Annotated in this window: 29 protein-coding genes and 1 riboswitch; of the genes, 27 read left to right on the plus strand and 2 right to left on the minus strand. The window is 41.5% G+C overall.

Annotated elements, in window-relative coordinates; genetic code table 11:
• Nucleotides 1-30: 30 nt before the first annotated feature.
• The 19 genes from AC0MXB_RS05100 (at nt 31) to AC0MXB_RS05190 (ending at nt 16,205) form a co-directional block, all read left to right on the plus strand.
• Nucleotides 31-1,314: a glycosyltransferase family 2 protein gene (locus AC0MXB_RS05100; RefSeq protein WP_474038526.1), complete on the plus strand. Its 1,284-nt coding sequence runs from the start codon at nt 31-33 to the stop codon at nt 1,312-1,314.
• Between the two features lie 85 nt (nt 1,315-1,399).
• Nucleotides 1,400-1,783 carry a 6-carboxytetrahydropterin synthase QueD gene (gene queD, locus AC0MXB_RS05105; RefSeq protein WP_474038527.1) on the plus strand — a complete coding sequence of 128 codons (384 nt, stop codon included), beginning with the start codon at nt 1,400-1,402 and terminating at the stop codon, nt 1,781-1,783.
• On the plus strand, nt 1,776-2,504 hold the full coding sequence (locus AC0MXB_RS05110; protein ID WP_474038528.1) for a 7-carboxy-7-deazaguanine synthase QueE: 729 nt from the start codon (nt 1,776-1,778) through the stop codon (nt 2,502-2,504). Before queD ends, AC0MXB_RS05110 begins: the two co-directional genes overlap by 8 nt.
• Before the next feature lie 21 nt (nt 2,505-2,525).
• Nucleotides 2,526-3,287, plus strand: coding sequence for a 5'/3'-nucleotidase SurE (gene surE / locus AC0MXB_RS05115; RefSeq protein ID WP_474038529.1), 762 nt, complete (start codon nt 2,526-2,528; stop codon nt 3,285-3,287).
• 88 nt (nt 3,288-3,375) lie between these two features.
• On the plus strand, nt 3,376-3,795 hold the full coding sequence (locus AC0MXB_RS05120; protein ID WP_474038530.1) for a TIGR04086 family membrane protein: 420 nt from the start codon (nt 3,376-3,378) through the stop codon (nt 3,793-3,795).
• A gap of 117 nt (nt 3,796-3,912) precedes the next feature.
• The gene (gene mtnP, locus AC0MXB_RS05125; RefSeq protein ID WP_474038531.1) at nt 3,913-4,713 is read left to right on the plus strand and encodes an S-methyl-5'-thioadenosine phosphorylase; all 801 of its coding nucleotides are present in this window, start codon (nt 3,913-3,915) and stop codon (nt 4,711-4,713) included.
• 6 nt (nt 4,714-4,719) lie between these two features.
• The gene (gene mtnA, locus AC0MXB_RS05130; RefSeq protein ID WP_474038532.1) at nt 4,720-5,772 is read left to right on the plus strand and encodes an S-methyl-5-thioribose-1-phosphate isomerase; all 1,053 of its coding nucleotides are present in this window, start codon (nt 4,720-4,722) and stop codon (nt 5,770-5,772) included.
• Complete coding sequence (locus AC0MXB_RS05135; RefSeq protein WP_474038533.1) at nt 5,769-7,016, plus strand: adenosylhomocysteinase; 1,248 nt, start codon at nt 5,769-5,771, stop codon at nt 7,014-7,016. Before mtnA ends, AC0MXB_RS05135 begins: the two co-directional genes overlap by 4 nt.
• A gap of 14 nt (nt 7,017-7,030) precedes the next feature.
• Entirely contained in the window at nt 7,031-7,699 is a 669-nt protein-coding gene (locus AC0MXB_RS05140) for a class II aldolase/adducin family protein (protein ID WP_474038534.1), read from the plus strand.
• Nucleotides 7,692-8,972 carry an amidohydrolase gene (locus tag AC0MXB_RS05145; protein ID WP_474038535.1) on the plus strand — a complete coding sequence of 427 codons (1,281 nt, stop codon included), beginning with the start codon at nt 7,692-7,694 and terminating at the stop codon, nt 8,970-8,972. Before AC0MXB_RS05140 ends, AC0MXB_RS05145 begins: the two co-directional genes overlap by 8 nt.
• Nucleotides 8,973-9,031: 59 nt before the next feature.
• The gene (locus AC0MXB_RS05150; protein WP_474038536.1) at nt 9,032-9,379 is read left to right on the plus strand and encodes an ASCH domain-containing protein; all 348 of its coding nucleotides are present in this window, start codon (nt 9,032-9,034) and stop codon (nt 9,377-9,379) included.
• Between the two features lie 50 nt (nt 9,380-9,429).
• Entirely contained in the window at nt 9,430-10,002 is a 573-nt protein-coding gene (pduL, locus tag AC0MXB_RS05155; protein WP_474038537.1) for a phosphate propanoyltransferase, read from the plus strand.
• A 202-nt stretch (nt 10,003-10,204) separates the two neighbouring features.
• Nucleotides 10,205-10,408: a 4Fe-4S binding protein gene (locus tag AC0MXB_RS05160; RefSeq protein ID WP_474038538.1), complete on the plus strand. Its 204-nt coding sequence runs from the start codon at nt 10,205-10,207 to the stop codon at nt 10,406-10,408.
• Nucleotides 10,409-10,426: 18 nt separating this feature from the next.
• The gene (locus AC0MXB_RS05165; protein WP_474038539.1) at nt 10,427-11,494 is read left to right on the plus strand and encodes a 3-methyl-2-oxobutanoate dehydrogenase subunit VorB; all 1,068 of its coding nucleotides are present in this window, start codon (nt 10,427-10,429) and stop codon (nt 11,492-11,494) included.
• A 1-nt stretch (nt 11,495) separates the two neighbouring features.
• Nucleotides 11,496-12,239 carry a thiamine pyrophosphate-dependent enzyme gene (locus tag AC0MXB_RS05170; protein WP_474038540.1) on the plus strand — a complete coding sequence of 248 codons (744 nt, stop codon included), beginning with the start codon at nt 11,496-11,498 and terminating at the stop codon, nt 12,237-12,239.
• Nucleotides 12,236-12,784 (plus strand): 2-oxoacid:acceptor oxidoreductase family protein, encoded by a 549-nt coding sequence (locus AC0MXB_RS05175; protein WP_474038541.1) that lies wholly within the window; start codon nt 12,236-12,238, stop codon nt 12,782-12,784. Before AC0MXB_RS05170 ends, AC0MXB_RS05175 begins: the two co-directional genes overlap by 4 nt.
• A 141-nt stretch (nt 12,785-12,925) precedes the next feature.
• Nucleotides 12,926-14,398, plus strand: a complete 1,473-nt coding sequence (locus AC0MXB_RS05180) for a sensor domain-containing diguanylate cyclase (RefSeq protein ID WP_474038542.1) — start codon at nt 12,926-12,928, stop codon at nt 14,396-14,398.
• A gap of 18 nt (nt 14,399-14,416) precedes the next feature.
• The gene (locus AC0MXB_RS05185; protein WP_474038543.1) at nt 14,417-15,142 is read left to right on the plus strand and encodes a class I SAM-dependent methyltransferase; all 726 of its coding nucleotides are present in this window, start codon (nt 14,417-14,419) and stop codon (nt 15,140-15,142) included.
• Nucleotides 15,143-15,263: 121 nt separating this feature from the next.
• Entirely contained in the window at nt 15,264-16,205 is a 942-nt protein-coding gene (locus AC0MXB_RS05190) for a patatin-like phospholipase family protein (RefSeq protein ID WP_474038544.1), read from the plus strand.
• Here the strand turns inward: AC0MXB_RS05190 and AC0MXB_RS05195 are convergent.
• On the minus strand, nt 16,202-16,849 hold the full coding sequence (locus AC0MXB_RS05195) for a glucosaminidase domain-containing protein (RefSeq protein ID WP_474038545.1): 648 nt from the start codon (nt 16,847-16,849) through the stop codon (nt 16,202-16,204). The two genes, AC0MXB_RS05190 and AC0MXB_RS05195, sit on opposite strands and share 4 nt — an antisense overlap.
• A gap of 117 nt (nt 16,850-16,966) precedes the next feature.
• On the opposite strand from AC0MXB_RS05195, the gene AC0MXB_RS05200 reads away from it, so the two are divergent.
• The 7 genes from AC0MXB_RS05200 (at nt 16,967) to AC0MXB_RS05230 (ending at nt 23,315) form a co-directional block, all read left to right on the plus strand.
• A complete protein-coding gene (locus AC0MXB_RS05200) occupies nt 16,967-17,185 on the plus strand; it encodes a hypothetical protein (RefSeq protein ID WP_474038546.1) in 219 nt (72 codons plus the stop codon).
• A 59-nt stretch (nt 17,186-17,244) separates the two neighbouring features.
• Nucleotides 17,245-18,018, plus strand: coding sequence for an SDR family NAD(P)-dependent oxidoreductase (locus AC0MXB_RS05205; protein WP_474038547.1), 774 nt, complete (start codon nt 17,245-17,247; stop codon nt 18,016-18,018).
• Nucleotides 18,019-18,224: 206 nt separating this feature from the next.
• Entirely contained in the window at nt 18,225-19,823 is a 1,599-nt protein-coding gene (locus AC0MXB_RS05210; protein ID WP_474038548.1) for an ABC transporter substrate-binding protein, read from the plus strand.
• Complete coding sequence (locus AC0MXB_RS05215) at nt 19,824-20,813, plus strand: ABC transporter permease (RefSeq protein ID WP_474038549.1); 990 nt, start codon at nt 19,824-19,826, stop codon at nt 20,811-20,813.
• Complete coding sequence (locus AC0MXB_RS05220; RefSeq protein ID WP_474038550.1) at nt 20,806-21,717, plus strand: ABC transporter permease; 912 nt, start codon at nt 20,806-20,808, stop codon at nt 21,715-21,717. Before AC0MXB_RS05215 ends, AC0MXB_RS05220 begins: the two co-directional genes overlap by 8 nt.
• On the plus strand, nt 21,689-22,525 hold the full coding sequence (locus AC0MXB_RS05225) for an ABC transporter ATP-binding protein (RefSeq protein WP_474038551.1): 837 nt from the start codon (nt 21,689-21,691) through the stop codon (nt 22,523-22,525). The genes AC0MXB_RS05220 and AC0MXB_RS05225 overlap by 29 nt, the downstream gene beginning before the upstream one ends.
• Nucleotides 22,518-23,315: an ATP-binding cassette domain-containing protein gene (locus AC0MXB_RS05230; RefSeq protein ID WP_474038552.1), complete on the plus strand. Its 798-nt coding sequence runs from the start codon at nt 22,518-22,520 to the stop codon at nt 23,313-23,315. Before AC0MXB_RS05225 ends, AC0MXB_RS05230 begins: the two co-directional genes overlap by 8 nt.
• Before the next feature lie 68 nt (nt 23,316-23,383).
• Nucleotides 23,384-23,566, plus strand: a riboswitch (cobalamin riboswitch).
• A 271-nt stretch (nt 23,567-23,837) separates the two neighbouring features.
• On the opposite strand, the gene AC0MXB_RS05235 is transcribed toward AC0MXB_RS05230, so the two are convergent.
• On the minus strand, nt 23,838-24,179 hold the full coding sequence (locus AC0MXB_RS05235; RefSeq protein ID WP_474038553.1) for a zinc-ribbon domain-containing protein: 342 nt from the start codon (nt 24,177-24,179) through the stop codon (nt 23,838-23,840).
• A 224-nt stretch (nt 24,180-24,403) separates the two neighbouring features.
• Between AC0MXB_RS05235 and AC0MXB_RS05240 the strand changes: the two genes are divergently transcribed.
• Entirely contained in the window at nt 24,404-25,411 is a 1,008-nt protein-coding gene (locus AC0MXB_RS05240; protein ID WP_474038554.1) for a TIM barrel protein, read from the plus strand.

The following is a 25,411-nucleotide window of genomic DNA, read 5'->3' on the forward strand; positions in this document are numbered from 1 at the left end:
ACGAAATCGGATTTTAAAGGAGAAAAATCCATGGAACATATTTTTGATATTATTATGATCCCATTGCAATTACTTATCGTATTTTTTTCACTCTACTATTTTATTATTGCCATGTTTGGTCTTTGGAAACGGCATGAAAACAAAATTTTGACGCCGGAAAAAACGTTTGCGATTATTGTTGCCGCCCATAATGAGGAATCGGTCATTGGACAGCTTGTCGAAAATCTAAATGTCTTGAATTATCCGAAAGACTTATATGATATTTATGTGATTGCCGACAACTGTAATGACAAAACGGCGGAAATTGCCAAAAAGGCTGGCGCCATTGTTCATGAACGGACCAATTTGACAGAGCGTGGTAAAGGTTTTGCTATGGAATGGATGTTTGCAAAACTTTACGCTATGGAAAAACAATATGATGCTGTTGTCGTATTTGATGCCGATAATTTAGTCCATCCGGCTTTCTTATTGGAAATGAATAATCGCCTTTGCAAAGGCGAGCGTGTAATCCAAGGGTATCTTGATTCTAAAAACCCCAATGATACTTGGGTTGCGGGCACCTTCGCCATTTCTTTCTGGGTAGTAAACTACATTTGGCATTTAGCAAAATACAATATTGGTCTTACGAGCGTTCTTGGTGGAACAGGTATGTGTATTAGCATGGATGTTCTCAAAAAATTCGGCTGGGGAGCTACTTGCTTAACCGAAGATATGGAATTTACTATGAAAAGTCTGCTTTGCGGTATTCGAACAACTTGGGCTCATGATGCCATCGTTTATGATGAGAAACCGCTTACCTTTAAACAATCGTGGAAGCAGCGTCAGCGTTGGGCGCAGGGACATTTCGATGTAGCTGGCCGTTTCATTCCTAAATTGCTTAAAGAAGGTTTTAAACGCGGTGACGTTCGCATGCTTGATGGTGTATTTCATTTGTTTCAGCCCTATTTTTTGCTGATGTCTACGGCTTTCGTAATATCTAGTTATCTTTATGGGTTTTTCCCATTTTACACTAATATTTTAAATCGGGTTCTTCCTGTAGAAGTATGGACAATTCTCGCTTTTGCCCAGTATGTTTTTCCGATGATTATTTTGGCACAAATCCGCGTTTCCTTAAAAATGTGGTTTTATTTGCTACTTTATCCAATTTTTATTTACAGTTGGATTCCTATTACGATCTACGGATTTATTCATCGCCATGAACGAGTATGGAGTCATACACAGCATACGCGTAGCTTAAGCTATAAAGAAGTTCTAGTGACTGATGATGCGGAATTTTCGAAAGATGCTATTTTGAGCAAGCAGGCAGCAAAATAAATTTCAGGGAAAAGATGAGTCTTTGCTCATCTTTTTCTATTTATGCTATACTAATTCTATTCTAGATGATTAGGGGAGGTTCTTTATGTTTGAGTTAACTATACAGGCAGAATTCGAAGCTGCACATAATTTGTGCAACTATCAAGGAAAATGTCATAGATTGCATGGCCATAACTGGAAAGTAGAAGTCACTGTACGGGGCTTTGAATTAGATGAATTAGGTATGGTGATTGATTTTACCGTATTAAAAGCAGAAGTCAAAACGATTATCGACCGTCTTGACCATTACTATTTGAATGAATTGCCCGCTTTTGAAACGAAAAATCCTACGGCAGAAAATATCGCTAAATATATTTATGACGAACTAGTTACTCCTTTGGAGGCCAAGCAGGTTCAAATTTACGAAGTAAAAGTATGGGAATCACCGCGCTCTGCTGTAGCATATCGCCAGGAGCGTAATCATGGATGAGCATATTGTAGAAGTTTTTTCTTCGATTCAAGGAGAAGGACCCTATGTCGGTTATCGTCAGCTTTTTATTCGATTTGCTGGCTGCAATCTGCGCTGCAATTACTGTGATACAGCAGAATCTTTTGTTACAACAGAACCAGCTAAACTTGAGCAAACACCTGGGACTGGTGACTTTCTGTTATTAAGTAATCCTATTTCACTGGATCGTCTTGTTTCTCATTCACTTCGTCTAATGGAAAAACCACATCACTCTGTTAGTTTTACCGGTGGTGAACCGTTGTGTCATGTACCAGCGCTCCTTGCTCTAAGCGAGAAGTTACCTGTTAGAAAATATTTAGAAACAAATGGCACGCTCTATGAGGAACTTGCCGAAGTACTACCTGCTATAGATTTTATTAGCATGGATATTAAACTGCCTAGTAGTACTGGTCAAGATCTCTTTATGGTTCATCAAAAATTTTTACAACAGGCAATTCATAAAGAAGTGTTTGTGAAAATTGTTCTGACAGGACAAACTACCGTTAAGGAATTTAAAGAAGCGCTAGCTGTGATTCATTCGGTCAGTCCAACAGTTCCCCTTGTTTTGCAGCCTGTTACGGCCAAACAGGCTGGCCAGGAACTGATGCAACGAGAACTTTGGACATTTTTTGATTTGGCATCAGAACAACTGGGAAATGTACGAATCATTCCCCAAACCCATAAACAGTTAGATTTACTTTAATTAGAGCGGGGGGAACAATGCTTGCGGATTTTAGTAACAAATGATGATGGTATTCAAGCGCAGGGAATTCTTACTTTAAGCCAGGCTTTATCAGAGATTGGGCAGGTCTATGTAGCGGCGCCTGATGTAGAAAAAAGTGCTACAAGTCAGGCCATTACGGTTCATGAACCGATTCGAGTCGATTCCTATGAGCTACCACAGGCTGTAAAGGCTTGGAAAATCGGTGGCACGCCAACCGATTGCGTGAAACTGGCCTTAGAGGAACTTTTATTAGACGAAATGCCCCATATTGTTGTATCAGGTATTAATCATGGTCCCAATCTGGGAACTGATGTACTCTATTCTGGCACAGTAAGCGCAGCCATTGAAGGAATTCTTCATGGTATTCCCGCCATTGCTTTTTCACTCAATGCGTGGGATCATTGTGATTTTACTGTAGCTGCGAATTTTGCCAAACGACTGGTTCCTAAAGTGGTAGCAAGCGGTCTGCCGCCACATACCTTGCTAAACGTCAATATTCCAGCCCTGCCGCCAGAACAAATTTCTGGTGTGGCAATAACAAAACTAGGAAGTCGTCAGTATGAAAATTCGTTTGAAGAACGCAAAGATCCGCGGGGGCGTAGCTATTACTGGATGGGAGGCAATGTAGTCCAGGAACCTGATGACAAAGACAGTGATGTAACGGCTGTGAAAGAGGCAAAAATTGCGGTAACACCTGTTCATATCGATTTAACTCATTATCCACTTTTGCAAGAACTCCAAACATGGAATTTTGAAAAATAACTGCCAGGAAAACCGTTACTGCAGAACTTCTGGGCTAAAAATCAAGAATGAAACATACATTTTTGGTAAAAGCCTGGAGGGATGCCTGATGTATCACCCATCCAAAAGTAAAAAATCAGCAGCTAAATTAGGAAAAATGCCTGCCTTTGCGCAGGCTTTGCTGCGTGGAATTCTTATGAGTCTTCTCGTCTCGTTTACGGCAATTTTAATCGTTTCCTTGGGACTTTTACTTACAGACAGTATGTTTGTGGAGCAGCATGTTTCAGGTGTCATGGCAGCGATTACGTTAATGAGCATTTTTTTAGGTAGTCTGTATGGTGCTTTTATTAAAAAGTCCAAGGGGTTGTTGCTAGGAATTTTCATCGGTTTTTTTTATGTATCCATTTCCTTGTCCTGCGGATTCTACTTAAGTGGCGACAACCCATCGGTGTTGCTGTTACTAAATAAATATGCTGCTGGTCTTGCCGCGGGCGCCTTAGGCGGACTCTTAGGCATTACATTATCTTAATCATAAGACAATGTTTGTATAGCAGCAGGTAAATAAAAAGACTGTACCGAATAAACATAAATTGATGTTTTACAAGTTTTTATTTTGCGTTTTATTTTAAGAAAGCTAGGTGAGCACATGAAAATTGCAATTATTGGCGGCACAGGCGTATATGATCCTAAAATTCTTGATAATGTACGGCAACAAGAAGTAGAAACGCCTTATGGACCAGTGTCAGTTACTAGCGGCTGGTATCAGGGAACTGAAATTGCTTTTATGCCAAGACATGGAAGCAAGCATTCGATTCCGCCCCATTTGATTAATTATCGTGGTAATATCTGGGCGTTGAAAAAATTAGGTGTGGAGCAGATTATCGCTACAACGGCTGTCGGCTCCCTCAATCAGAATATGAAACCAGGCGATTTTGTCTTAGTTGATCAATTTCTTGATTTTACGAAGGGGCGGACGTCTACCTTCTACGAAGGGGGAGAGCGCGGCGTTGTTCATGTTGATGTAACAGAGCCTTATTGCCCTGATCTAAGACAGGTTTTATTTGCAGCCTCTAATCAGCTAGGCATTACCACCCATAACGGCGGTACCTATGTTTGTACAGAAGGACCTCGCTTTGAATCACCAGCGGAAATTAAGATGTTTGCCATGCTTCACGGCGATTTAGTGGGAATGACAAATCTGCCAGAGTCAGTCTTAGCCAGAGAAGCGGAAATGTGTTATGCCACGGTATCAATGGTTACGAACTTTGCCGCTGGAATTTCACCGCATAGTCTGACTCATAGTGAGGTCGTAGAAACGATGCGGGCAAACGGTGAAAATTTGAGAAAGCTTATTATGGCGGCCATTGCTGTTTTGGCTTCTGGTAAACTAACAAAAACCTGTCACTGCCATGAAGCTTTACGAGAATTTGGCGGTTTTACTCTTTAGAAAGTGGTGAGACCATTGCTAGCTTTAGAATGGAAGCAAGATCGATTGATTCTACTTGATCAAACCCTGCTGCCTGAAACAATCGTCTATAAGACTTGCAGTGATTATCGCGCGGTGGCAGACGCCATAAAACGACTAGTTGTACGCGGCGCACCGGCGATTGGTGCAGCGGCGGCTTTTGCTATGGTGTTAGGAGCTTTAGAATTTCAACATTCTGGAGCAGCTTTTAAGGATCACATGGAAACTACAGCAAAAGAATTGAAAGCGACAAGACCAACCGCTGTGAACTTGGCTTGGGCTGTTGATATTATGCTAAACTGTCTGAGTGTTGCTAATTATGATCCGGCTAAAAGTGTTACTGCTTTAGAGGACCAAGCGATCGCGATTGCCAAAGAGGACAAAAAAATCAATGAGGCCATTGGACGGTTTGGCGCTGAGCTATTTACAGAGCCTGTTCATGTATTAACACACTGCAATGCTGGGGCGCTAGCAACAGTTTCTTTCGGTACCGCTTTGGGCGTGATACGTCAAGCCTATCAGGATGGAAATATTCTTGGTGTATTTGCTGATGAAACGCGGCCATTGCTGCAGGGAGCCCGTCTGACAGCGTTTGAGTTAGTAGCTGACGAGATTCCTGTAACTGTCATTACGGATAATATGGCTGGCTGGGTTATGAAACAAGAGAAGGTAAAGGCAGTGATTGTAGGGGCCGATCGCATTGCCCAAAATGGCGATGTAGCCAATAAGATTGGCACCTATAGCGTAGCCGTTCTAGCCAAAGAACACCAGATCCCTTTTTATGTAGCAGCACCACTGTCTACGTTTGATTTTTCTTTAAGTAGCGGTGAAGAAATTCCTATTGAAGAGCGCAGCGCTGAAGAAGTGGCCTGTTTTGCCGGGAAGCAGACTGTTCCTACTGGTGCAACTGTTTATAATCCCGCTTTTGATGTAACGCCAGCGGCCTATATTACGGCAATTATTACCGAGTATGGCGTAATTAACAAGCCTGATTGTAAAAAAATCATGGAAATAAAACAACGAGCTGAAATGAAAGGATGAACCACATGTCACTAATTCGTAATAAAGACCTTGCACCGCAAGGTCATGATAAGATTAACTGGGTAAAAGAACATATGCCTGTTCTCAATGTTTTAAATGAAGAACTCTCAGCAACAAAACCCTTCGCTGGTAAAAAAATCGTTATTAGCATGCATTTAGAAGCAAAAACAGCTTACTTGGCAATCGTGCTGAAAAATGCCGGAGCTCAGGTAGCAATTACCGGTAGTAATCCCTTATCGACGCAAGATGATGTAGCTGCCGCGCTGGCTGACAGCGGTGTAACCGTTTATGCGTGGTATGATTGCACAGATAAAGAATATGAGCATTTTCTCAATAAATCGCTTGATACAGAGCCAGATATTATTATTGATGACGGCGGCGATCTCGTGGCGCTGCTGCACGGCTCTCGCTCTGATTTGGCGCCGCGCATTCTTGGCGGTTGTGAGGAAACCACGACAGGCGTAATGCGTTTAAAAGCTTTAGCTGCCGAAGGACGACTGAACTTTCCCATGATGGCTGTAAATGACGCTTATTGCAAATATTTATTTGACAATCGCTATGGCACTGGCCAATCCACTTGGGATGGTATTATGCGGACAACAAATCTGACGGTAACAGGTAAAACCGTCGTCGTAGCTGGCTACGGCTGGTGCGGTAAAGGCGTGTCTATGCGAGCAAAAGGACTTGGCGCTAATGTCGTAATTACAGAAATCGATCCAATTAAGGCAGTAGAAGCTGTTTATGACGGATTCCGGGTTATGCCCATGACGGAAGCGGCAAAAATTGGCGATATTTTTGTGACGGTTACAGGCTGTAAAGACATCATTCGCCGTGAACATTTTGAAGTGATGAAGTCTGGTGCAATTTTTGCTAATGCCGGACATTTTGACGTAGAAATTAACAAAGTTGATTTGAATGATTTGGCTGTATCGGTTCGGACAGCGCGCCGTAATATTCAAGAGTTTACCATGGCTGATGGTCGGAAACTTTATTTGCTAGCTGAAGGTCGTCTGGTTAATTTAGCAGCAGGCGACGGTCATCCGGCGGAAATTATGGATTTGTCCTTTGCAATGCAAACAGTAGCCGCGTTACATATCTTAGAACATCATCAGGAACTTACAAATGATGTTCATCAAGTTTCCTATGAGTTCGATCAGAAAGTGGCTGCTTTAAAATTAAAAGCCATGGGCTTTTCGGTCGACAAGCTTACGAAAGAACAGGAAGAATATATTAACCAAGCCTGAGAGAAGGTTATAGAATGACAAAGCTTAAACAGATTCAAGAGGAAATCATTGAAATTGGTCATCGACTGGTCCAAAACGGTCTGGTTGTAGGAACTTGGGGCAATATTAGTTGTCGCGTCGAAGAAGGCGTGATTTTAGTGACTCCCTCTGGCCGCGATTACCTGTCATTAAAGCCAAAGGATCTTGTTTTAGTCAATCTTTCCGGTCGTGTTCTCGATGGGGCGTTAGCGCCTTCCTCAGAACTGCCGCTTCATTTAGCTGTTTATTTGCAACGTTCTGATGTACAAGCAGTTGTACATACTCACAGTGTGTTCGCCAGTGCTTGTGCCGTTGCCCGACGCTCAATTCCACCGATTATTGAGGATATGCTGCAGGTTATCGGCGGTTCTATTGAGGTTGCCCCTTATGCTTTACCGGGAACGGATGAACTGGCTCTAAATGCTGTAAAAATGTTAGAACGGAAAAATGCTGTACTACTGGCAAATCATGGCGTGCTTGGCTGTGGGACGAGTTTAACAGAGGCAATGCTATCTTGTGAACTCGTAGAAAAATCAGCGCAAATTTTTCTTTACGCCCAAAACCTAGGCGGTGCCGTTCCGCTAAGTCAAAATGATATTGATGCGATGCACCAGTTCTATCAGTCGAGTTATCGGTTGCGCAAAGGAGGCGTTGATCATGACTAGTATATTGATAAAAGATGCTGAAGTATTAGGAACAAATGGAGCTATTATTAAGCAGGATTTATTTATTAAAGATGGCAAAATAGCTGCATTAGGACAAAACCTTACGAATCAAGCCGACAAAGTAATAAATGGATCACATAAATTGGCAATTCCCGGGCTTGTAAATACCCATACCCATGCGGCCATGACACTGTTTCGCAGTTATGCCGATGATATGTTGCTTATGGATTGGCTACAACAAAAAATTTGGCCGGCAGAAGCCAATTTAACGCCCGAAGATGTTTATTGGGGCACGCTTTTAGCCATTGTGGAAATGATCCAAACAGGCACAACGACCTTTGCCGATATGTATTTTCATATGGATCAAGTAGCTAAGGCAGTAGAAGAGAGCGGCATGCGCGCTGTTTTAGCGCGTGGTATGGCTGGAGTTGCACCTAACGGTCAGCAGGCTCTCAAAGACAGCGAGGTTTTCTATAAGGATTGGCATAACAAAGCTGACGGACGCATTACGGTTCGTCTTGGACCACATGCCCCATATACGTGTCCACCTGACTACCTAAAACAAGTTGTGGCATTGGCGGAAAAATTAGAAGCCGGTATTCATATTCATTTGTCAGAAACCAAAGGCGAAGTGGAAGAATGCCAGAAAAAACACGGTTTATCACCGATTGCCCTAATGGAAAAAGTAGGATTGTTAAACCATCCCGTCTTAGCAGCTCACTGCGTTCATTTATCAACAGAAGACATTGCTTTGCTAAAAAAATACCATGTAACTGTAGCGCATAATCCTGGCAGCAATATGAAACTGGCAAGCGGCATTGCACCAGTACCGGAACTGTTAGCGGCAAAAATTCCTGTAGGTCTTGGTACAGATGGAACAGCAAGCAATAATAACCTTGATATGATAGAGGAAATTCGTTTAGCGGCACTGCTGCATAAGACGAATCATTTTAACCCTGAATTATTGCCAGCCAAAGAAGCTGTAGCATTGGCAACAGAACAAGGCGCTGTATGCTTAGGGCTTGATCAACAGATTGGGAAATTGGCTGTGGGCTATGATGCCGATATTACCTTAATTGATATGCATAAAGCACACTGGTATCCGCGTCATGATCGCTTATCGCTATTAACTTATAGTGCAAACGGCAGTGATATTGATACTGTCCTTGTTAAAGGAAAAATATTAATGGAAAATAGACAACTTCTTACATTAGATGTAGAACAGATTATTTTTGAAAATCAGCGCCGTGGCATGCGTTTAGTAGAAAAATAAGGATAAGGTACTTGACGTAATTTGTGTTGTGAATTATAGTGCTATAGGAGGAGTAAGATATGCGAGCTTTAAATTTTTATTCGTCTCATTATCACTCCCAGCTTGTTTCTCGCCGTAAGATTTGCACGATCCGTCTTGGCGATAAAAGTAGTAAATATCAAGAAGGCGATCTTGTTTGGATTACGGTAGGAAAACGATTTGCACCGCGTAAAAAGCTTTATCCGGCTGTGATTGACAAAGTAGATACGAAACCGCTAAACCTGCTATCCCTAGAAGAATTGCAGGGAGAAAGTCAAAATATTACTAGCGCCGATGAACTTATCACATTTTTACATTCTATTTATGAAAAAACCTTATCACCTGACGATATGGTGAGTGTGGTATACTTTTCTGAAGTCGTCGAATAACTAGTGGTAGATAAAGAAATTTAGCTTTTATAAAAAGGAGTGTTTGTATTATGTCATTGAAAGTTCCTGTTGGTATTTCTGGCCGTCATCTCCATCTTTCGCAGAAAGATTTGGATATTCTCTTTGGTGAAGGACATCAGCTCACATTAAAAAAAGAATTAGGACAACCTGGCCAATTTGCTGCTGAAGAAGTTGTTGATATTGTTAGCGAAAAAGGTTCAATCAACAAATTGCGCGTTCTCGGTCCTGTTCGTAAAGAAACGCAAATCGAAATTGCTTTGACTGACGCGATTAAATTAAAGTTGAAACCGCCTGTTAGAGAATCTGGTGATTTAGCGGGCACACCAGGCATTACGATTGTTGGCCCAAAAGGCAAAATAACTCTTGATAAAGGGGTTATTGTGGCAGCAAGACATATTCACATGACGCCAGCTGATGCTGAGAAATTCGGCGTAAAAGATAAAGACTGTGTGAAAGTTCGTTTCGGCGGCGACCGCGGCGTAATTTTCGAAAATGTTATTATTCGCGTGCGGGAAGATTTTGCACTAGAAATGCATATTGATACAGATGAAGGTAACGCCGGACAAATCGCCAATGATGATTTAGGCGAAATTATTAAATAATTTGTCTGTTTTAGAAAGACTCTGCATAAAAGTGCAGAGTCTTTCTTTTTTGTCTTTACATGTTTACAACCCGCGCGATTATTGAACATTTTCTTTGTATACATTGTAAAATGAAGAGGAATTTATTAAAATTTGTGGAAGTGTTTTGCATAGAAAGAAACTACAAAAAAATTCACAATTTTTTTTCAAGGGAGGTATAGTTATGCCAAAACCTGTATTCTATGAAGAACGGTGCAAAGGCTGTGAACTATGTACCGCCGTTTGCCCGAAAAAAATTATTCAACTTTCTGACCGAATTAACAGTAAAGGGTATCGGCCTTCTATGTGTATTGATGAAAGTAAGTGTATTGGCTGTATGCTTTGTGCAAAAACCTGTCCTGATATGGTAATTGAAATTCACAAGTAAAGATAGGAGTGAATTACATTGGCTGAAAAGGTTCTAATGAAAGGGAATGAAGCAATTGGGGAAGCAGCAATCGTGGCCGGATGTCGTCATTATTTCGGCTATCCGATTACCCCCCAGACGGAATTAACAGAATATATGTCGCGGCGTATGCCTCAGGTAGAAGGGACTTTTCTTCAGGCGGAAAGTGAAATTGCCGCCATTAATATGGTTTATGGTGCTGCTGGCGCTGGCGCCAGAGCTATGACTTCTTCTTCCAGCCCGGGAATTAGCTTGAAAATGGAAGGCATATCTTATATAGCTGGTGCACAGCTTCCTTGCGTTATTGTCAATATGATGCGCGGCGGCCCAGGACTTGGCAGTATTCAACCTTCGCAGGCTGATTATTTTCAAGCGACAAAAGGCGGCGGTCATGGGGACTATCGTTTGATCGTGCTTGCGCCAAATTCAGTACAAGAGCTTGTGGATATGACAGTACTTGCTTTTGACTTAGCCGACCAATATCGCAATCCGGTTATGCTGCTTGGTGATGGTGCTTTGGGACAGATGATGGAACCGATCATATTCCCTGAAGCTATTAAGGAAACAGTGGCAAAACCTTGGGCTGCTGTTGGCATGCATAAACGAACAACTCCCAATGTAATTAACTCGCTATTTTTAAAGCCAGAACATTTGGAAGAACATAATCATTTATTACAGAATAGTTATCAAATGATTTCTACTAACGAAGTGCGTTATGAAAGCTTATATACAGAAGATGCCGATCTAATTATCGTAGCTTACGGTATTACATCGCGTATCGCCCGCTCGGCAATAGATACAGTTCGCGCCGAAGGCTATAAAGTAGGTTTATTCCGTCCGAGAACCTTATGGCCTTTCCCCAGTGAAGCATTAGGATCATTAGCGCAAACGCCGAAAGCGTTCTTAACGCTAGAATTAAGCGCTGGACAAATGGTGGAAGACGTAAGGCTCGCTGTGAATGGAGCTCGTCCAGTCGCTTTTTACGGACGAACAGGAGGTATGATTATGTCACCGAAAGAAGTGGTGGCGGAAATCAAAAAACTTCTCAGTACTGTGGGGGGGAAATAAAATGGCTGAAGTTCTCTTTAAAAGACCGGAATCACTTCTGGATGTACCTTTTCACTATTGCCCCGGCTGCCATCATGGTATCATTCACCGTCTAGTTGGTGAGGTTATTGATGAGCTAAAAATTCGAGAAAACACGATTGGCGTAGCCCCAGTGGGATGTTCTGTGTTAGCTTACGAATATTTTAATATAGATATGCTGGAAGCAGCTCATGGTCGCGCACCTGCTGTTGCTACCGGTGTAAAACGAGTTCATCCTGATGCTGTTGTATTTACTTATCAAGGTGACGGCGATCTGGCTGCTATTGGTTGTGCTGAAATTGTTCATGCTGCAGCACGTGGTGAGAAAATCACAACTATTTTTGTTAATAACGCAATTTATGGCATGACCGGAGGACAAATGGCGCCAACCACTTTGATTGATCAGGTGACAAATACTTCGCCTTATGGCCGTTCTTTAGCTAATACAGGAAATCCTATTCGAGTATCGGAAATGCTTTCGACTCTAGATGGCGCTGTCTACATTGCCAGAGTAGCTGTCAATAATCCCGCGAATATGGCCAAAGCCAAAGCTGCAATTAAAACCGCTTTTGAACATCAGCTTAAGGGCGATGGCTTCGCTATGGTAGAAGTTCTGTCTACTTGTCCAACGAACTGGCGTATGACTCCGCTAAAGGCCTCCAAGTGGTTAGAAGAAAACATGATGAAAGTCTTTCCTTTAGGTGTTTATAAGGAGGTGAAAGAATGATGTCCCATGATATGATTATGGCTGGTTTTGGCGGACAAGGCGTCCTGTTAATGGGTCAGCTTATGACGTACGCTGGCATGATTGAAAATCGTGAAGTTTCTTGGATTCCTTCTTATGGACCGGAAATGCGCGGCGGCACTGCAAACTGTTCTGTTATTATCCGTAATGAAAAAGTCGGCTCGCCGATCGTTACTGAGCCGAATGTGCTTGTAGCCATGAATTTACCTTCTTTAGATAAATTTGAGCCGCAGCTTCAGTCAGGTGGTATTTTAATCATAAACAGTTCTTTAATTGAAAAAGAAGCTTCCCGTCAGGATATTAAGGTTTATAAAATTCCGGCGAATGAGCTTGCGCAGGAAATTGGGAATCCAAAAGTAGCAAATATGATCGTTTTGGGTGCAATTGTAAAAGCTTCCGGAGCCGTTGCTCCTGAATCAGTTCTAGGTGCTTTTGCCAAAATGTTTGCTAAAAAACCGGAGCTTTTAGAAATTAACAAAATTGCTTTAGAAAAAGGTGCCGAATATATTGGCAAGCAAATGGTATAATTAATAAATTTTTATAAAGCTATTTCAATGATTCTATTTTACTAGACATTGAAATAGCTTTAATTTTTGGCAGGGATTTTAAAACTCTTCAGCGAAACTATAGCAAGATATAATATTGCCTAAAGTAAAGGTGGAGAACGTTTGAGCAACGATATGTTAAAACAAATGATTGAATTAATTATTGCCCAGACTCCTTCTGTTATTTTGGCCGTTGAATCTGACGGTAAAATTGGTGAAATTTTTTTGTCCAATATAGAAGGATGGCGTAAAAAACGCTTTTTGGGCCAACCCTTTGAAAAAATGCTTCATGTTATTTTTCCTGATGCTGTTACCGAGATTCTCCCGATGTATCATGAGGCCAAAAAGCAGCGAACAGAGCAGATGGTCTGTCGCCATGAGCATACAACAGCTCATGAATTACCCGAATATTACTGTTGGAATTTTTATCCTTGGGAAGATAAAATACTTGTTTATATTCGCAATATCACGGAATCGGTTCTTATGGAAACTGAATTTACTTCTATTACTGCACAATATCAGAATGTAAATGAAGAGCTCTACACAGCAATGTCAAATCAAGATTTGTTTTTAATGGATCTTGAGCAAACAAAAAAACAATTAGTCGCTCTCTATCGTATTACCTCTATTGTACAAAAGACAGTAGATGAAGAAGAAGTTTTAGAGGAAATTTTAAAAAACGTCACAAAAGAATTCGCCTTAGATAATGTGGCAATACTACTTTTGGATAAAGAGAACCAGGAGCTTGTTGTACGCGCCCATACTGGCTATTTTCAGACCTTTTGCAAATTTTTGCGAATTCCATTAGGGCAAGGAATTGCTGGTCATGCCGCAAAATACAGAGAAGTTGTTTTTTCTCCTGATGTGAGTCAAGACCACCGTTATATCAGTGGGGGAATTGACTGTGTCAGTGAACTGGCGATTCCGCTGATTGTCAATGATCAGGTGATCGGTGTTTTTGATATTGAAACAACTTGTAAGCGTGATTTTAGTGAGTTGGAATTAGAGATGTTCGGTTCCTTAGCGAATCAAATTGCTATGACGATTGCTCATGCGAACCATGTAGCATCAGTTGAAGTGCAGGCGATTACGGATGGGATGACTGGTCTTTTTAATTATCGCTATTTTAGAACATTGCTTACGCAAGAGTTTAAACGATCTAAGCGCTATCACCGACCATTATCTCTCCTGATGATGGACATTGATAACTTTAAGAGCTATAATGATAGACATGGTCATCAACAAGGCGATTATTTATTGCGCACGATTGCCGAACTAATTAGACATATCGTAAGAGACGTTGATTTTGTTGTTCGTTACGGTGGAGAGGAATTTGCCGTTATTTTGCCGGAAACTCCGCTTCACGATGCCGTAATTATTGCAGAGCGAATTCGGCAAAGCATTGCAGAATATCCTTTTGATAATCGAGAAACACAGCCTAATGGAATTATATCTGTCAGTACCGGACTCGCAAGTTTCCCGCGTGATGCTGACAGCGATGTTGAATTAATTCAGCATGCTGATGCTGCCATGTATGCAGCGAAGCAAAACGATAAAAACTGTGTGCGTGTTTTTCATGAAATTGCAGCAGGCTGACAGATAAGAGGTGAAAGTATGAAGCAGGACACGCTAGGGGATTTTAAAGAATATTCTTTAGCAGGAACCGACCAGGAAATTCAGTTTATTACGAGTGCCCTGCAGCTTCCAATAAAAAATTCAACGATTCTTGATTTATATTGCGGTTATGGACGTCATACTTTAGAACTGGCGAAGCTTGGCTATGAAGTGATTGGCCTTGATAGTAACCGTGATTTTCTAGCGATTGCCAAACAGAAAGCAGAGGAGCTAGAAATTGCTGTGCGCTTTGTAGAGTGTGATATGCGCGAGCTTTCCTATCAGGAAACTTTTGATGCGGTAATTAATATGTTCGCTGCTTTTGGTTTTTTCTCAGATGAAGAAAATGCGGCGGTAATTACTTCGATTGCCAGAGCCTTAAAACCAAAGGGACTTTTCTTGATTGATTTGTTTAATCGTGATTGGATGCTGAAAAACAATTTAAATCGCTATTGGCGTCATCCTAGTGGTGAAGCTGTTCTTTCTTATAAAGTAGAGATTGAAGAAGGTATTGCCGTAATGAAGCGGCAACTCTTAAATCAAGTTACCGGTAAAAAAACAGAAGCTGATTTTCAGCTTAGAACTTATACGCTAGCTGAAATGACAGATATGCTTACAGAAGCCGGTTTAAGAATTAAACAAGTTTTCGGTGCTTTTGATGGTCGTCCCTATGACAAAGATACACCGCGCCTAATTATTTTGGCGCAGAAAGAATCACATGACTAAATAGTTTATTGCTTATATTACCCAAAAAGGTCTGCCAAATATTTCATATTTGGCAGACCTTTTTCACTTGTTATCAGTTTATTACATAGATTATACCAGATGGCCGAAAGGTGGTGGCAAAGTGCTTATCCGAGTGAACGGGCGATCCGAGCTGACCATTCCGCGCATTGGCGTAGCCTTGAGCGGCGGCGGGCTGCGCGGGTTAGCTCATATTGGCGTACTCGCCGAACTAGAACGAGCCGGAATTCCCATTCATTTTATTGCCGGAACAAGCGCTGGAGCTGTAGTAGCGGCTTTGCATGCCACTGGCCATGGTTCACAAGAAATGACAGAACTTGCCCATGAACTGAATCTGCATGATTTGATTGACGCAAAGTTTTCTTTAAATCAACTTGTCAAGTACGGTATGAAGTGGCTATTTACGGGAAAATTTCGTCTCTTATCAGTTATTCCGGCTGGAATGATTAAAGGTGAAAGAGTGGAACAGTATTTTCGTTCGCTTTGGGGAAATCGGACAGTAAAAGAAACAAAACTACCTTTGGCTATTACAGCTGTTGATCTCAATACAGCTGAAACGGTGTTTTTCACAACGTTGCTTCGACAAAAACCTGATATATTACATGCAAAATATGATCATTCTATTTCACTGATTGAAGCAGTGCGAGCAAGCATTTCTATCCCGGGAATTTTTCAACCAAAAGTTTATCAGGGAATGACGCTCGTTGATGGAGCTGTAAAAAACAATCTGCCTGCTGATATTTTACGTTCCATGGGGGCGGAAGTGGTGTTAGGCGTCGATTTGGGGTATGATGGGCAACCTAATTTCGGTATTCAGTCTGTCGGAGAAGTACTATTGCAGTGTATTGAAATTATGTCGCGGGAAGTAACCTTGTTGAAAGGTCGGCAATTATCAGATTTGGTGATTCGACCTCAGACTTTTGATCTAGCCTTTCGTAGTGTAAATGACATTGATCGTTGTATTGAACGAGGTAGAGCAGCAGCCAAAAGCGATTTGCCTGATATTATTACATTACTGAACGATAAGATCAAACAAAAACTCTAATTACGAGGCATTTTTAAAATTTCCTGATGAATTCTTAAAATGGTTTGCCCGTAGTTTCTACCAGGAACAGCCCATTTGCCGTTTAAAGCTTGCCAAGTTTTTTGTTTACCAAAAAAAGGAGTCTTTTTGAGCAGGTCATAGCGCGGGTCCACGAGAATGCCTTGTGGTGCAACTGGCGTAGCATAGCCTTTGAGATGCTGAATTTGGGCGCGAATTCCCTGACGAGGACTTTTAAACCAGGCGCCTTTTACGCCATTGCCTGTTGTTCCAAGCCCTGCATAATTGTTTTGTGGTGGTAATACATCACCGCCATAACGAAAAAAGCCTGTTTCATGGAGGGATTGGGCAAAAGCTACGTCAGGACGGATCCCTTCATGTCGCGCTTCTTCATAAAAAATCCGTACAAGCTCTTTTGCCGAAACTGCCGTTTCCGGCAGCGGGTTTTTTTGACGTAGATAGGCGACGCATTGCTGTTCAGAAGCCAAGGGACTTCCCATAATCGATAAGTCCAACTGATAGCGATCTTGTAGCGCAAAAGAACCAGCTGGCAATGATTTTAGCGGAATGGATGAGGCTGTAGCCGGAGCCATCATCACGAAAGGAAACAGCAGCAATAAGGAAAAAGCGGTAAGTTGTTTAGACATAGTGTATCTCCTTATTATAAATTCTTTAATAATTTCGCGCCTCATCATTAAAAATCCTTGTCTCATGGACACCAGATGGTTGGTGTTGTCATAGAAATAGATGAAGGAGGAGTAAAAATGTTTGACTTGAAAAGCGTATTAAAATCCTATCGGATTCATGAACTTGCTATGTTTATCTTAGAGCAACAGCATGAGGAATGGGGACAACGAGAGGTCCCGGCACTAACGAATGCTGTCGTAAGTCGTTATGAGGAAATTGTGCGTTCTCTTATGGTACAAATGAAAAATAGCGAAAGAGTTCTTGAAGCCGAAGAAGAGCAAGTAGATACTTTGTAAATAATTGTGGTATGCTTATAGTGATATAATCTATTTTGCAATGAATTGGAGCGTTGGATGTGGAAAATTGCGAGTCGTCTTTTCTTGGCAAAGTAATACTGATTACGGGCGGAACTTCCGGTATTGGCTTAGCATCTGCACAGAAGTTTTTAGCGAAAGGAGCTATGGTTGTTCTGGTTGGCCGTAATGAGCAGAAAGGACGTGAAGCAATACAGATTTTACAAAACCAGCCTGAGGTAATTTACCTAAAAGGCGATGTAAGCAATTATGACGCTTGTCAGCAGATCGTAGCAGAAATAGTACGCCGCTTTGGCCGTCTTGATGTGCTAATCAACAGTGCTGGTCTTTATTTGGAGAAGCTGATCGATGAAATGAGTGAACAAGATTTTGCCGATGTAATGGACTGTAATATAAAAGGCGTTTACTTTATGGCAAAATTTGCAGCAAGACAAATGCGAAGAAACGGTGGCGGCGTTATTTTGAATGTTTCCTCTGATGCGGGCGTACAGGGGAATTTACAGTGCAGCGCCTATTGCGCTTCCAAAGGAGCTGTCAATATTTTTACGAAAGCCTTGGCATTAGAGTTAGCGCCTTATAAAATTCGTGTCAATGCCGTCTGTCCTGGCGATATTGCCACGCCGTTATTGGAAAAGCAATTATCTGAAAAGATCGATCCAGCAGCTGCCAAAGCGGAAATGGCGCTTTATTACCCGCTAGGACGAATTGGCACAGCAGAAGAAGTAGCTAACGTCATTTGTTTTTTGGCTTCTTCAGAAGCTGCTTTTGTTACGGGGGCGCTTTGGAGTGTAGATGGCGGAATTACTGCTTGTTAAAAATTACTGAATTTTTATTATAAAGCAGGAAAATTTGTTTTGATGTCAAATATAGTTCTAATAAAGTATGATGAATTGTACTTTATTAGAGGCATGAAGCTTCTTACGCATTCTGGGTAAATTTTCAATTGAAACCAGGTAGCCTACTTTTCTTGAAAGAAAGGGCTTACTTGGTTTTTATTTTTAAGGGAGGCTTTTGGCGTAAGATGAGTAAATTTTTTAGCAAAAAGAAGTTATTCGCAAAACAAAGTGTTTTTTTTATTACTGCCTTATTTGTAGTACTGACATTTCTGGTAAGCGGCTGTGGCGGTAAAGCCGATCAAACAGGTGCTAAAACGGATTCGAAGTCAATTATTCTTGGTGTCGAAAATGAGTCAGACAAAGTTAATCCAATTTTTGCCGATGAGCATGATGATGCCATTTCACTTATTTTTAGCGGGTTAGTCCGTTACGATGATAAAAATGAGCCCATTCCTGACATGGCGGAAAGCTGGGATATATCAAGTGATAAACTGACTTATACGTTTCATTTAAAGAAAAATATTAAATGGCATGATGGTCAGCCGTTTACAGCGGATGATGTAAAATTTACGATTGAAGCCGCGTTAAATCCTAAAAATAATTCAATGATTCGAGAACGGTTTGAGGAAATTAAAGCTGTGCAAATTATGGATCCCTATACCGTAAAAATTGTTCTAAAAACACCGTTTCCTTTGCTAGTGAATGTAATGTCTACCGGAATTTTGCCGAAACATCTCTTGGAAGGTAAAGATATCAATAACAATGCTTTCAATGCTGCGCCTATTGGTACCGGCCCATTTAAGTTTGTGGAATGGAAAAAGGGACAATATATGAAGCTTGCCGCCAATCAAGATTTTTACCGTCAGTCGCCCAAGTCAGAGCAAGTCATTTTAAAATATCTGCCTGACCAAAATGTTCGGGCGTTGCAACTAGAAACAGGTGAAATTGATGTAGCTTTAGTCGATCCAATGGAAGTTGAGCGAATGAAACAAAAAGAAAATTTGACGGTTCATCGCATTGTTACTGCCGACTATCGGGTGCTAATGTATAACAGACTGAATCCGCTATGGGAGGATGCCCGAGTACGGCAGGCGCTCAACTATGCAGTAGACCGTAATGCCATAGTAAATGGCGTTTTACTGGGGTGGGGCAAACCGGCTTATGGACCGTTACAGTTGAGCTGGGCCAATAATCCTGATGTCAATCCTTACACATTCAATCTGGAAAAAGCAAAGGCTTTACTGACTGAAGCTGGCTGGACACCTGGTCCCGATGGAGTTTTGCAAAAAGATGGAAAACGTTTTTCCTTTAAGTTGACGACTTTTGTTACTGATCCTGTAAGAGTCGCTTTAGTCAATGCTTTAAGTACCCAGTTTAAACAAATCGGCGTGGAAGCAATTCCTGATCCGAAGGAAAAAGGTTCCTTTAAAATTGGCCAAACTGATACTTTCTTGCTGGGCTGGGGTAGTCCGTTTGACCCTGATGATGATACGTATCGCATATTCCATAGTTCTCAAATGGAAATTGCCAATTATGAACACTATAAAAACACGAAAGTTGACTCATTGCTTTTAGCAGCCAGACAAGCTAGTGATCGTAATGAGAGAATCGCACTTTATAAAGAATTCCAAAATGAGCTTGCTAAAGACCCTGCGTTTAATTTTTTAGCATATCTTGATGTTGCTTTAGTTACCAAGAAAAACCTAACTGGTATTAAAGAAAAAACACTAGGACATCACGGCGCAGGTTATATGTGGAATTTGGAGGAATGGAGCAAACAGTAAATGTTAGGTTTTATTTTTCGTCGCATTTTATCGAGTCTGCCTGTTCTTTTAGTAATTAGCTTATGTGCTTTTTTTCTGATTCACATGGCTCACGGCGATCCTGCCGTAGCCATGTACGGCAGTCATTTAGAAAAAATGCGGCCGCAAGACCAAATGCGGATTCGGACAAATCTCGGACTGGATCAACCATTGCCTGTTCAGTATGGTAAATGGATGTCAGGGATTTTGCAGGGCGATCTAGGAACATCATATATGACAGGACAACCGGTTAGCCAGATTCTCGCAGAGCGTTTACCCAACACGTTGCTATTAACCGCTAGTGCTACAGCAATCATGCTTGTATTAGCAACGTCTATCGGCATTCTTGCAGCAGTCAAGCAATATTCTTTATTCGACTATTTTTCTACCTTTATTGCTTTTTTGTTTTTTTCTATTCCTAGCTTTTGGTTAGCGCTCCTAGCTATCTTGGTGTTTTCTGTTTATCTTGGCTGGCTGCCGTCTTCTGGTCTTGCGGCTATTGGGCGTGAGCAGGATGTAAGCAATCGTTTGTTGCATCTTATATTACCAGCTCTTGTTCTTGCTGTTAGCCATATTGGCGCCTATATTCGTTTAATTCGCTCTAGCATGCTAGAAGTTCTGAACCAAGAATATATTTTAACAGCTTATGCGAAAGGTCTTATGCCTAACTATATTTATTATGTGCATGCCTTTCGCAATGCCCTAATTCCCTTAATCACTTATACAGGAATGTCATTTTCCTCATTAATTGGCGGCGGTTATCTCGTCGAAACCGTCTTCGCTTATCCAGGAATCGGCCAGCTTACAATCTACTCGGCGGCAACACGGGACTATCCGTTGCTTATGGGAACCATTCTTCTCACTGGTTTATTTGTAGTGATTGGTAATTTACTTGCTGATATTTTGTGCGCTTGGCTTGATCCCAGATTGCAGGGCGAGGGAGCAAAACGGGGGCTTGGCGCACATGGATAATGAGAATAATAAACGGTTTTGGCATCGTCTTTACGGCCATAGAATCGGGCGTTGGGGGATAGCAATTCTATTACTCTATTCTTTTTTTGCCCTAGCTGCACCGCTTTTAAGTCACTATAATCCAGTTGATACAGATCTTCTCAGTATTCGCCAACCGCCCTCTTTACAGCACTGGTTCGGTACTGACGAATTAGGTCGTGATATTTACAGCAGACTGCTTTATGGCGGACGTGTTTCTTTATTAGTTGGTTTTGCTTCCGTTTTTTTAGCAACGACAATAGGCTTATGCTACGGCTTAATGAGCGGCTATGCCGGCGGTTTGTTAGATAACCTTTGTATGCGTTTGGTTGATGGTTTGTTATCACTGCCGACGTTAGTTATGGTTATTGCCCTGCAATCCTTAGGAAATCAAGGACTTTGGAGCGTTGTTTTAGTAATTGCCTTCACCACTTGGATGCAAACAGCGCGCCTGATACGAACAGAGTTTTTAGTCATAAAACAAAAGCCCTTTGTGAAAGCAGCGCTCGCTAGCGGCTCTACTCAGAAAAATGTGGTTCGCCGCCATATTTTACCGAACTGTCTGCCATCACTTGTCGTATTAGCTACACTAAATATGGGCCATGCCATTATTACTGAGGCTGCTTTAAGTTTTTTAGGCCTAGGTATTCCGCCTTATCAACCGTCCTGGGGAAATATGCTTATGGGTGGTCAGCGCAGTATTTTAGCTGGGTGTTGGTGGATTACGCTTTTTCCCGGTCTTGCCATTGTTTCCACGGTGCTTGCCGTGAATTTTGTCGGCGATGCCATTCGCGATGCCTTAGATCCACTGAATCAGCAACAAAAACGGAATAGAACAAAGACAGGAAGTGATTCCCTTGACAGCAGCAAGTTGCTTGGAAATTAGAAATCTTTGGATTAATATTATGACGCAACGAGGTATAACGACATCAGTAGCTGACATTTCGCTTCATGTGGCGCCAGGCAAAGTCTTAGGAATTGTCGGCGAAAGCGGCAGTGGTAAATCGCTCACAGCTCGAGCGATTTTACGCCTACTAGAAGAACAAACCGATCAATTTTGCTGCCAGGGAGAGGTTTTATTCCAAGGAAAAGATTTGCTGAAAATGTCACTTGATTCAGTCCGATCATTGCGGGGACAAAAAATCAGTATGATTTTTCAAAATCCAACAGCAGCACTAAATCCTGTTCTACCAGTCGGCTGGCAAATATCGGAGGTTTTTCGTTCTCATACTGGCTGTACTCGTCAGGAAGCCAAAGAACAAAGCTTATTGTTATTAGCAAAAATGGGTTTCACAGAACCGGCAAAAATTTATCGCCGTTTTCCCTTTCAATTGAGTGGCGGCATGAGCCAGCGTGTAATGATTGCTATGGCCATGGCGTTAAAACCTTCTCTGATTATTGCTGATGAACCAACTACAGCGCTTGATGTAACACTTCAGGCTCAGGTACTTAAAGAGTTAAAACGGCTGCAACAGGAAGAAGGAGTCTCCATTATTTTAATTTCCCATGATATGAGCGTTATTGCCGAAATGGCTGATGATGTTATTGTTATGCAAGCAGGGAAAATAGTAGAGTGCAATAACTGTATGGCTTTGTTTGATACACCGCGTTCGGAATATACGAAACGCCTGTTAGCAGCGAGTCGCTTTGAGTGCGATGATTCTTTTTTGCCGGAGTGGTCAGCTCATGCTTAAAATTGACCACCTGTCTAAAGAATATCGACTTCATAAAAGTTGGCTTTTGGGCCATGAAAAGGTTCAGGCTGTTTCCGATGTATCATTAGAAATTGCGGCAGGCGAAACCCTTGGACTCGTTGGCGAGAGTGGTTGCGGCAAAAGCACGTTGGCAAAAATAATTGCTATGCTAGAGGCGCCTTCAGCAGGAAAAGTTGTTTTTAATGGTAAAGATCTATTTGCTTTGCCAGTAACAAAGCAACGCTATATTCGTAAAGACTTGCAAATCGTTTTTCAAGATACATTAGGCGCATTAAACCCGCGTCAGTCGATCTATATTGCGTTAGAGGAACCATTGCAAAATTTTTCTTTGGCTGATGGCGCAAATATAGAAAAAGCAATCGAACAGGCCCTTGCAGCCGTTCGATTGCCTCGTTCTATCTTATCGCGATATCCGGGAGAGTTAAGCGGTGGTGAACGGCAACGCGTTTGTTTAGCGAAAGCGCTTATTGTGAAACCTCGCTTTCTGATTTTAGATGAAGCAACTTCCGGTCTCGATGTAATTATTCAAAATCAGATCCTCCAACTATTACGAGAGTTAAAGCAAGAGCTTAACCTAACCTATCTTTTTATTACCCATAATCTGAAGCTGGCAGCTGCTTTAACCGATCGAATTGCGGTGATGTACCAAGGGAAAATTGTTGAGATTCTTCCAGCGGCTCAGTTATCAAAAGCGACTGAACCTTATACGCAGAAGCTGCTTGCAGCCGTTTTAATTGAGCATCCGCGTGAACGTGGTAAAAAGCACTGAATTTTTAGTTAATTTTTCTTGACTTATTTTGCAAAAAGATTTATACTAGCTATGTAAACTTTTTAAAACTACATAGTTTTGAGATAGGTGCCTGAAAAGGCTTAATAGGGAAGTTCGGTGTAATACCGACGCGGTCCCGCCACTGTAATGAGGAGCTCCTCTAAAATATACCACTGGAATAGAGTATTCTGGGAAGGTTTAGAGCAGCTATGATCCAGAGCCAGGAGAACTGCCTGTCTAGCAATCACCATTTTGACCCACGAGTGATGGGGAGGGGATTTATCTGCGAAATTTTATTTCGTTGTATTTTCGCAAATGCGCCTTCCTAAGCAATTAGGAAGGCTTTTTTAATGCCAAACCTTTTCCTTGGATTCCAAGGAGTCATTGATAGTTCCAATCCTTTTACTCTATTTTTGTTGTTCTTTTCCATCGTTGCGACTAGGCACCGCAACCGTCCCCGTTTACGGGGACTTTTTTCTTAAAAAAGAAGCTGTCTCAAATTTGAGACAGCTGTTTATTGGATCAAAAGGAAGTAAGACGATGATGGGGGATATTCGAATAGGCAGAATCTGATAGTTTATACCCGCAATGCGAACAAAAATTGGGGTTATCACTAAAGGGAGTGCCGCATTGCGAACAGAGTGAGCGCCGTTTCGGCTTGATTGCTTCATCTTCCAGAGGGAGACTTTGCTCAATTCTTACAGGCTTTTTGGGACGCATAATAAGATAGAGCGGTAAAAAAATAATCAGACCGATAAAAACTCCAAGAGCCCACCCATAGGGTATAGTGCAATTTCGCTCTTTCGCATCACTATAAACCCAGGCAGCAACAATAGCAGCAATTCCTAAACCTAAGAATTCCAAACTCATCATCCTTTCATAGTAAATTTTAGTCCGTCTTACTATAAGATTTCTTCTTATTATATTTATTATAGTAATATACGAAAAATCCTTTTAAATTATACTATTTTTCTGAAAAAAATATATTATTTTGACAAAATTCGCAAGTCTCCTTTCCGTTTGACAATTTCAAAATAAGATGATACTGTCAGTATAAAGTTGGCTTATTTTATATAGGAGATGTCAGTATGTTGCAACTCGTCAATCTATCAAACTATGAGTGTGATTTAGAGTTGATTGCCCATGATCCTGACAAGTTACGGTTGTTTTTAGAATCACAGCAGCTTGATGGAATTGAAATGATGTTTCACCAAAACTGGGACAGTCAGCTTCACCCTAAACAATATATTTACGGCGCTCATTTACATTTTTGGCCTTGTTGGCTTGACTTTTGGCAGAATAATCAAGAAAATTTGCTGGCTGACTTTGGCAGCTCAGCAAATATTTCGGCTTGCTACGGTGCTGCTACGCCTGAGCTGTGGCTTGAAAATTATCGTAAAAATCTTCAGCTTGCGCTAACGGCAGGCGTTAAATATGTTGTCTTTCATGTCGGACATGTTCGACCGAAAGAGCTCTTTTCTTGGGATTTTCAAGTATCGAATCAAAGTGTAGTTGATGCCGCCTGTGAGGTTGCCAATTTGCTTTGTACTGATCTGCCAGAAGATGTAATGCTCTGTTTTGAAAATTTATGGTGGCCAGGTCTTACTTTACTTGATCCTAAGTTAGCGGAGCGTTTGCTAACTCAGATTCATCATAAAAATAGCGGTTTTCTGCTCGATACAGGGCATTTAATGAATACAAATCAAGCTTTACGGACAGAAGAGGAGGGAATTGCCTACGTCCTCAATGTTTTGAAAAAAATGGGTTCCTTATCGAATCACATTCGTGTGATCCATTTGCATAAATCTTTATCAGGTCTTTATGTAGAAAAAACACAACATCAATCGGCAAAACGACATGAACTGGCAGACGTTATGGCGCATGTGCTCCAAATTGATCAGCATCTGCCATTTACGAGTTCGTCAGTCTGTAAAATTGTTGAGGCTGCTCAACCAGACTATCTTGTGCATGAATTTATGCAAAGTTCCTGGGAAGATTGGCAGCAAAAGGTATCCCAGCAACAACAAGCATTGCAGCCACTACTGGCGATCAAAAATTGTCATAATAGAGAAATTCTACGTTACAAGGAGGCTTAG

It is taken from the genome of Pelorhabdus sp. sgz311001, assembly GCF_055901755.1.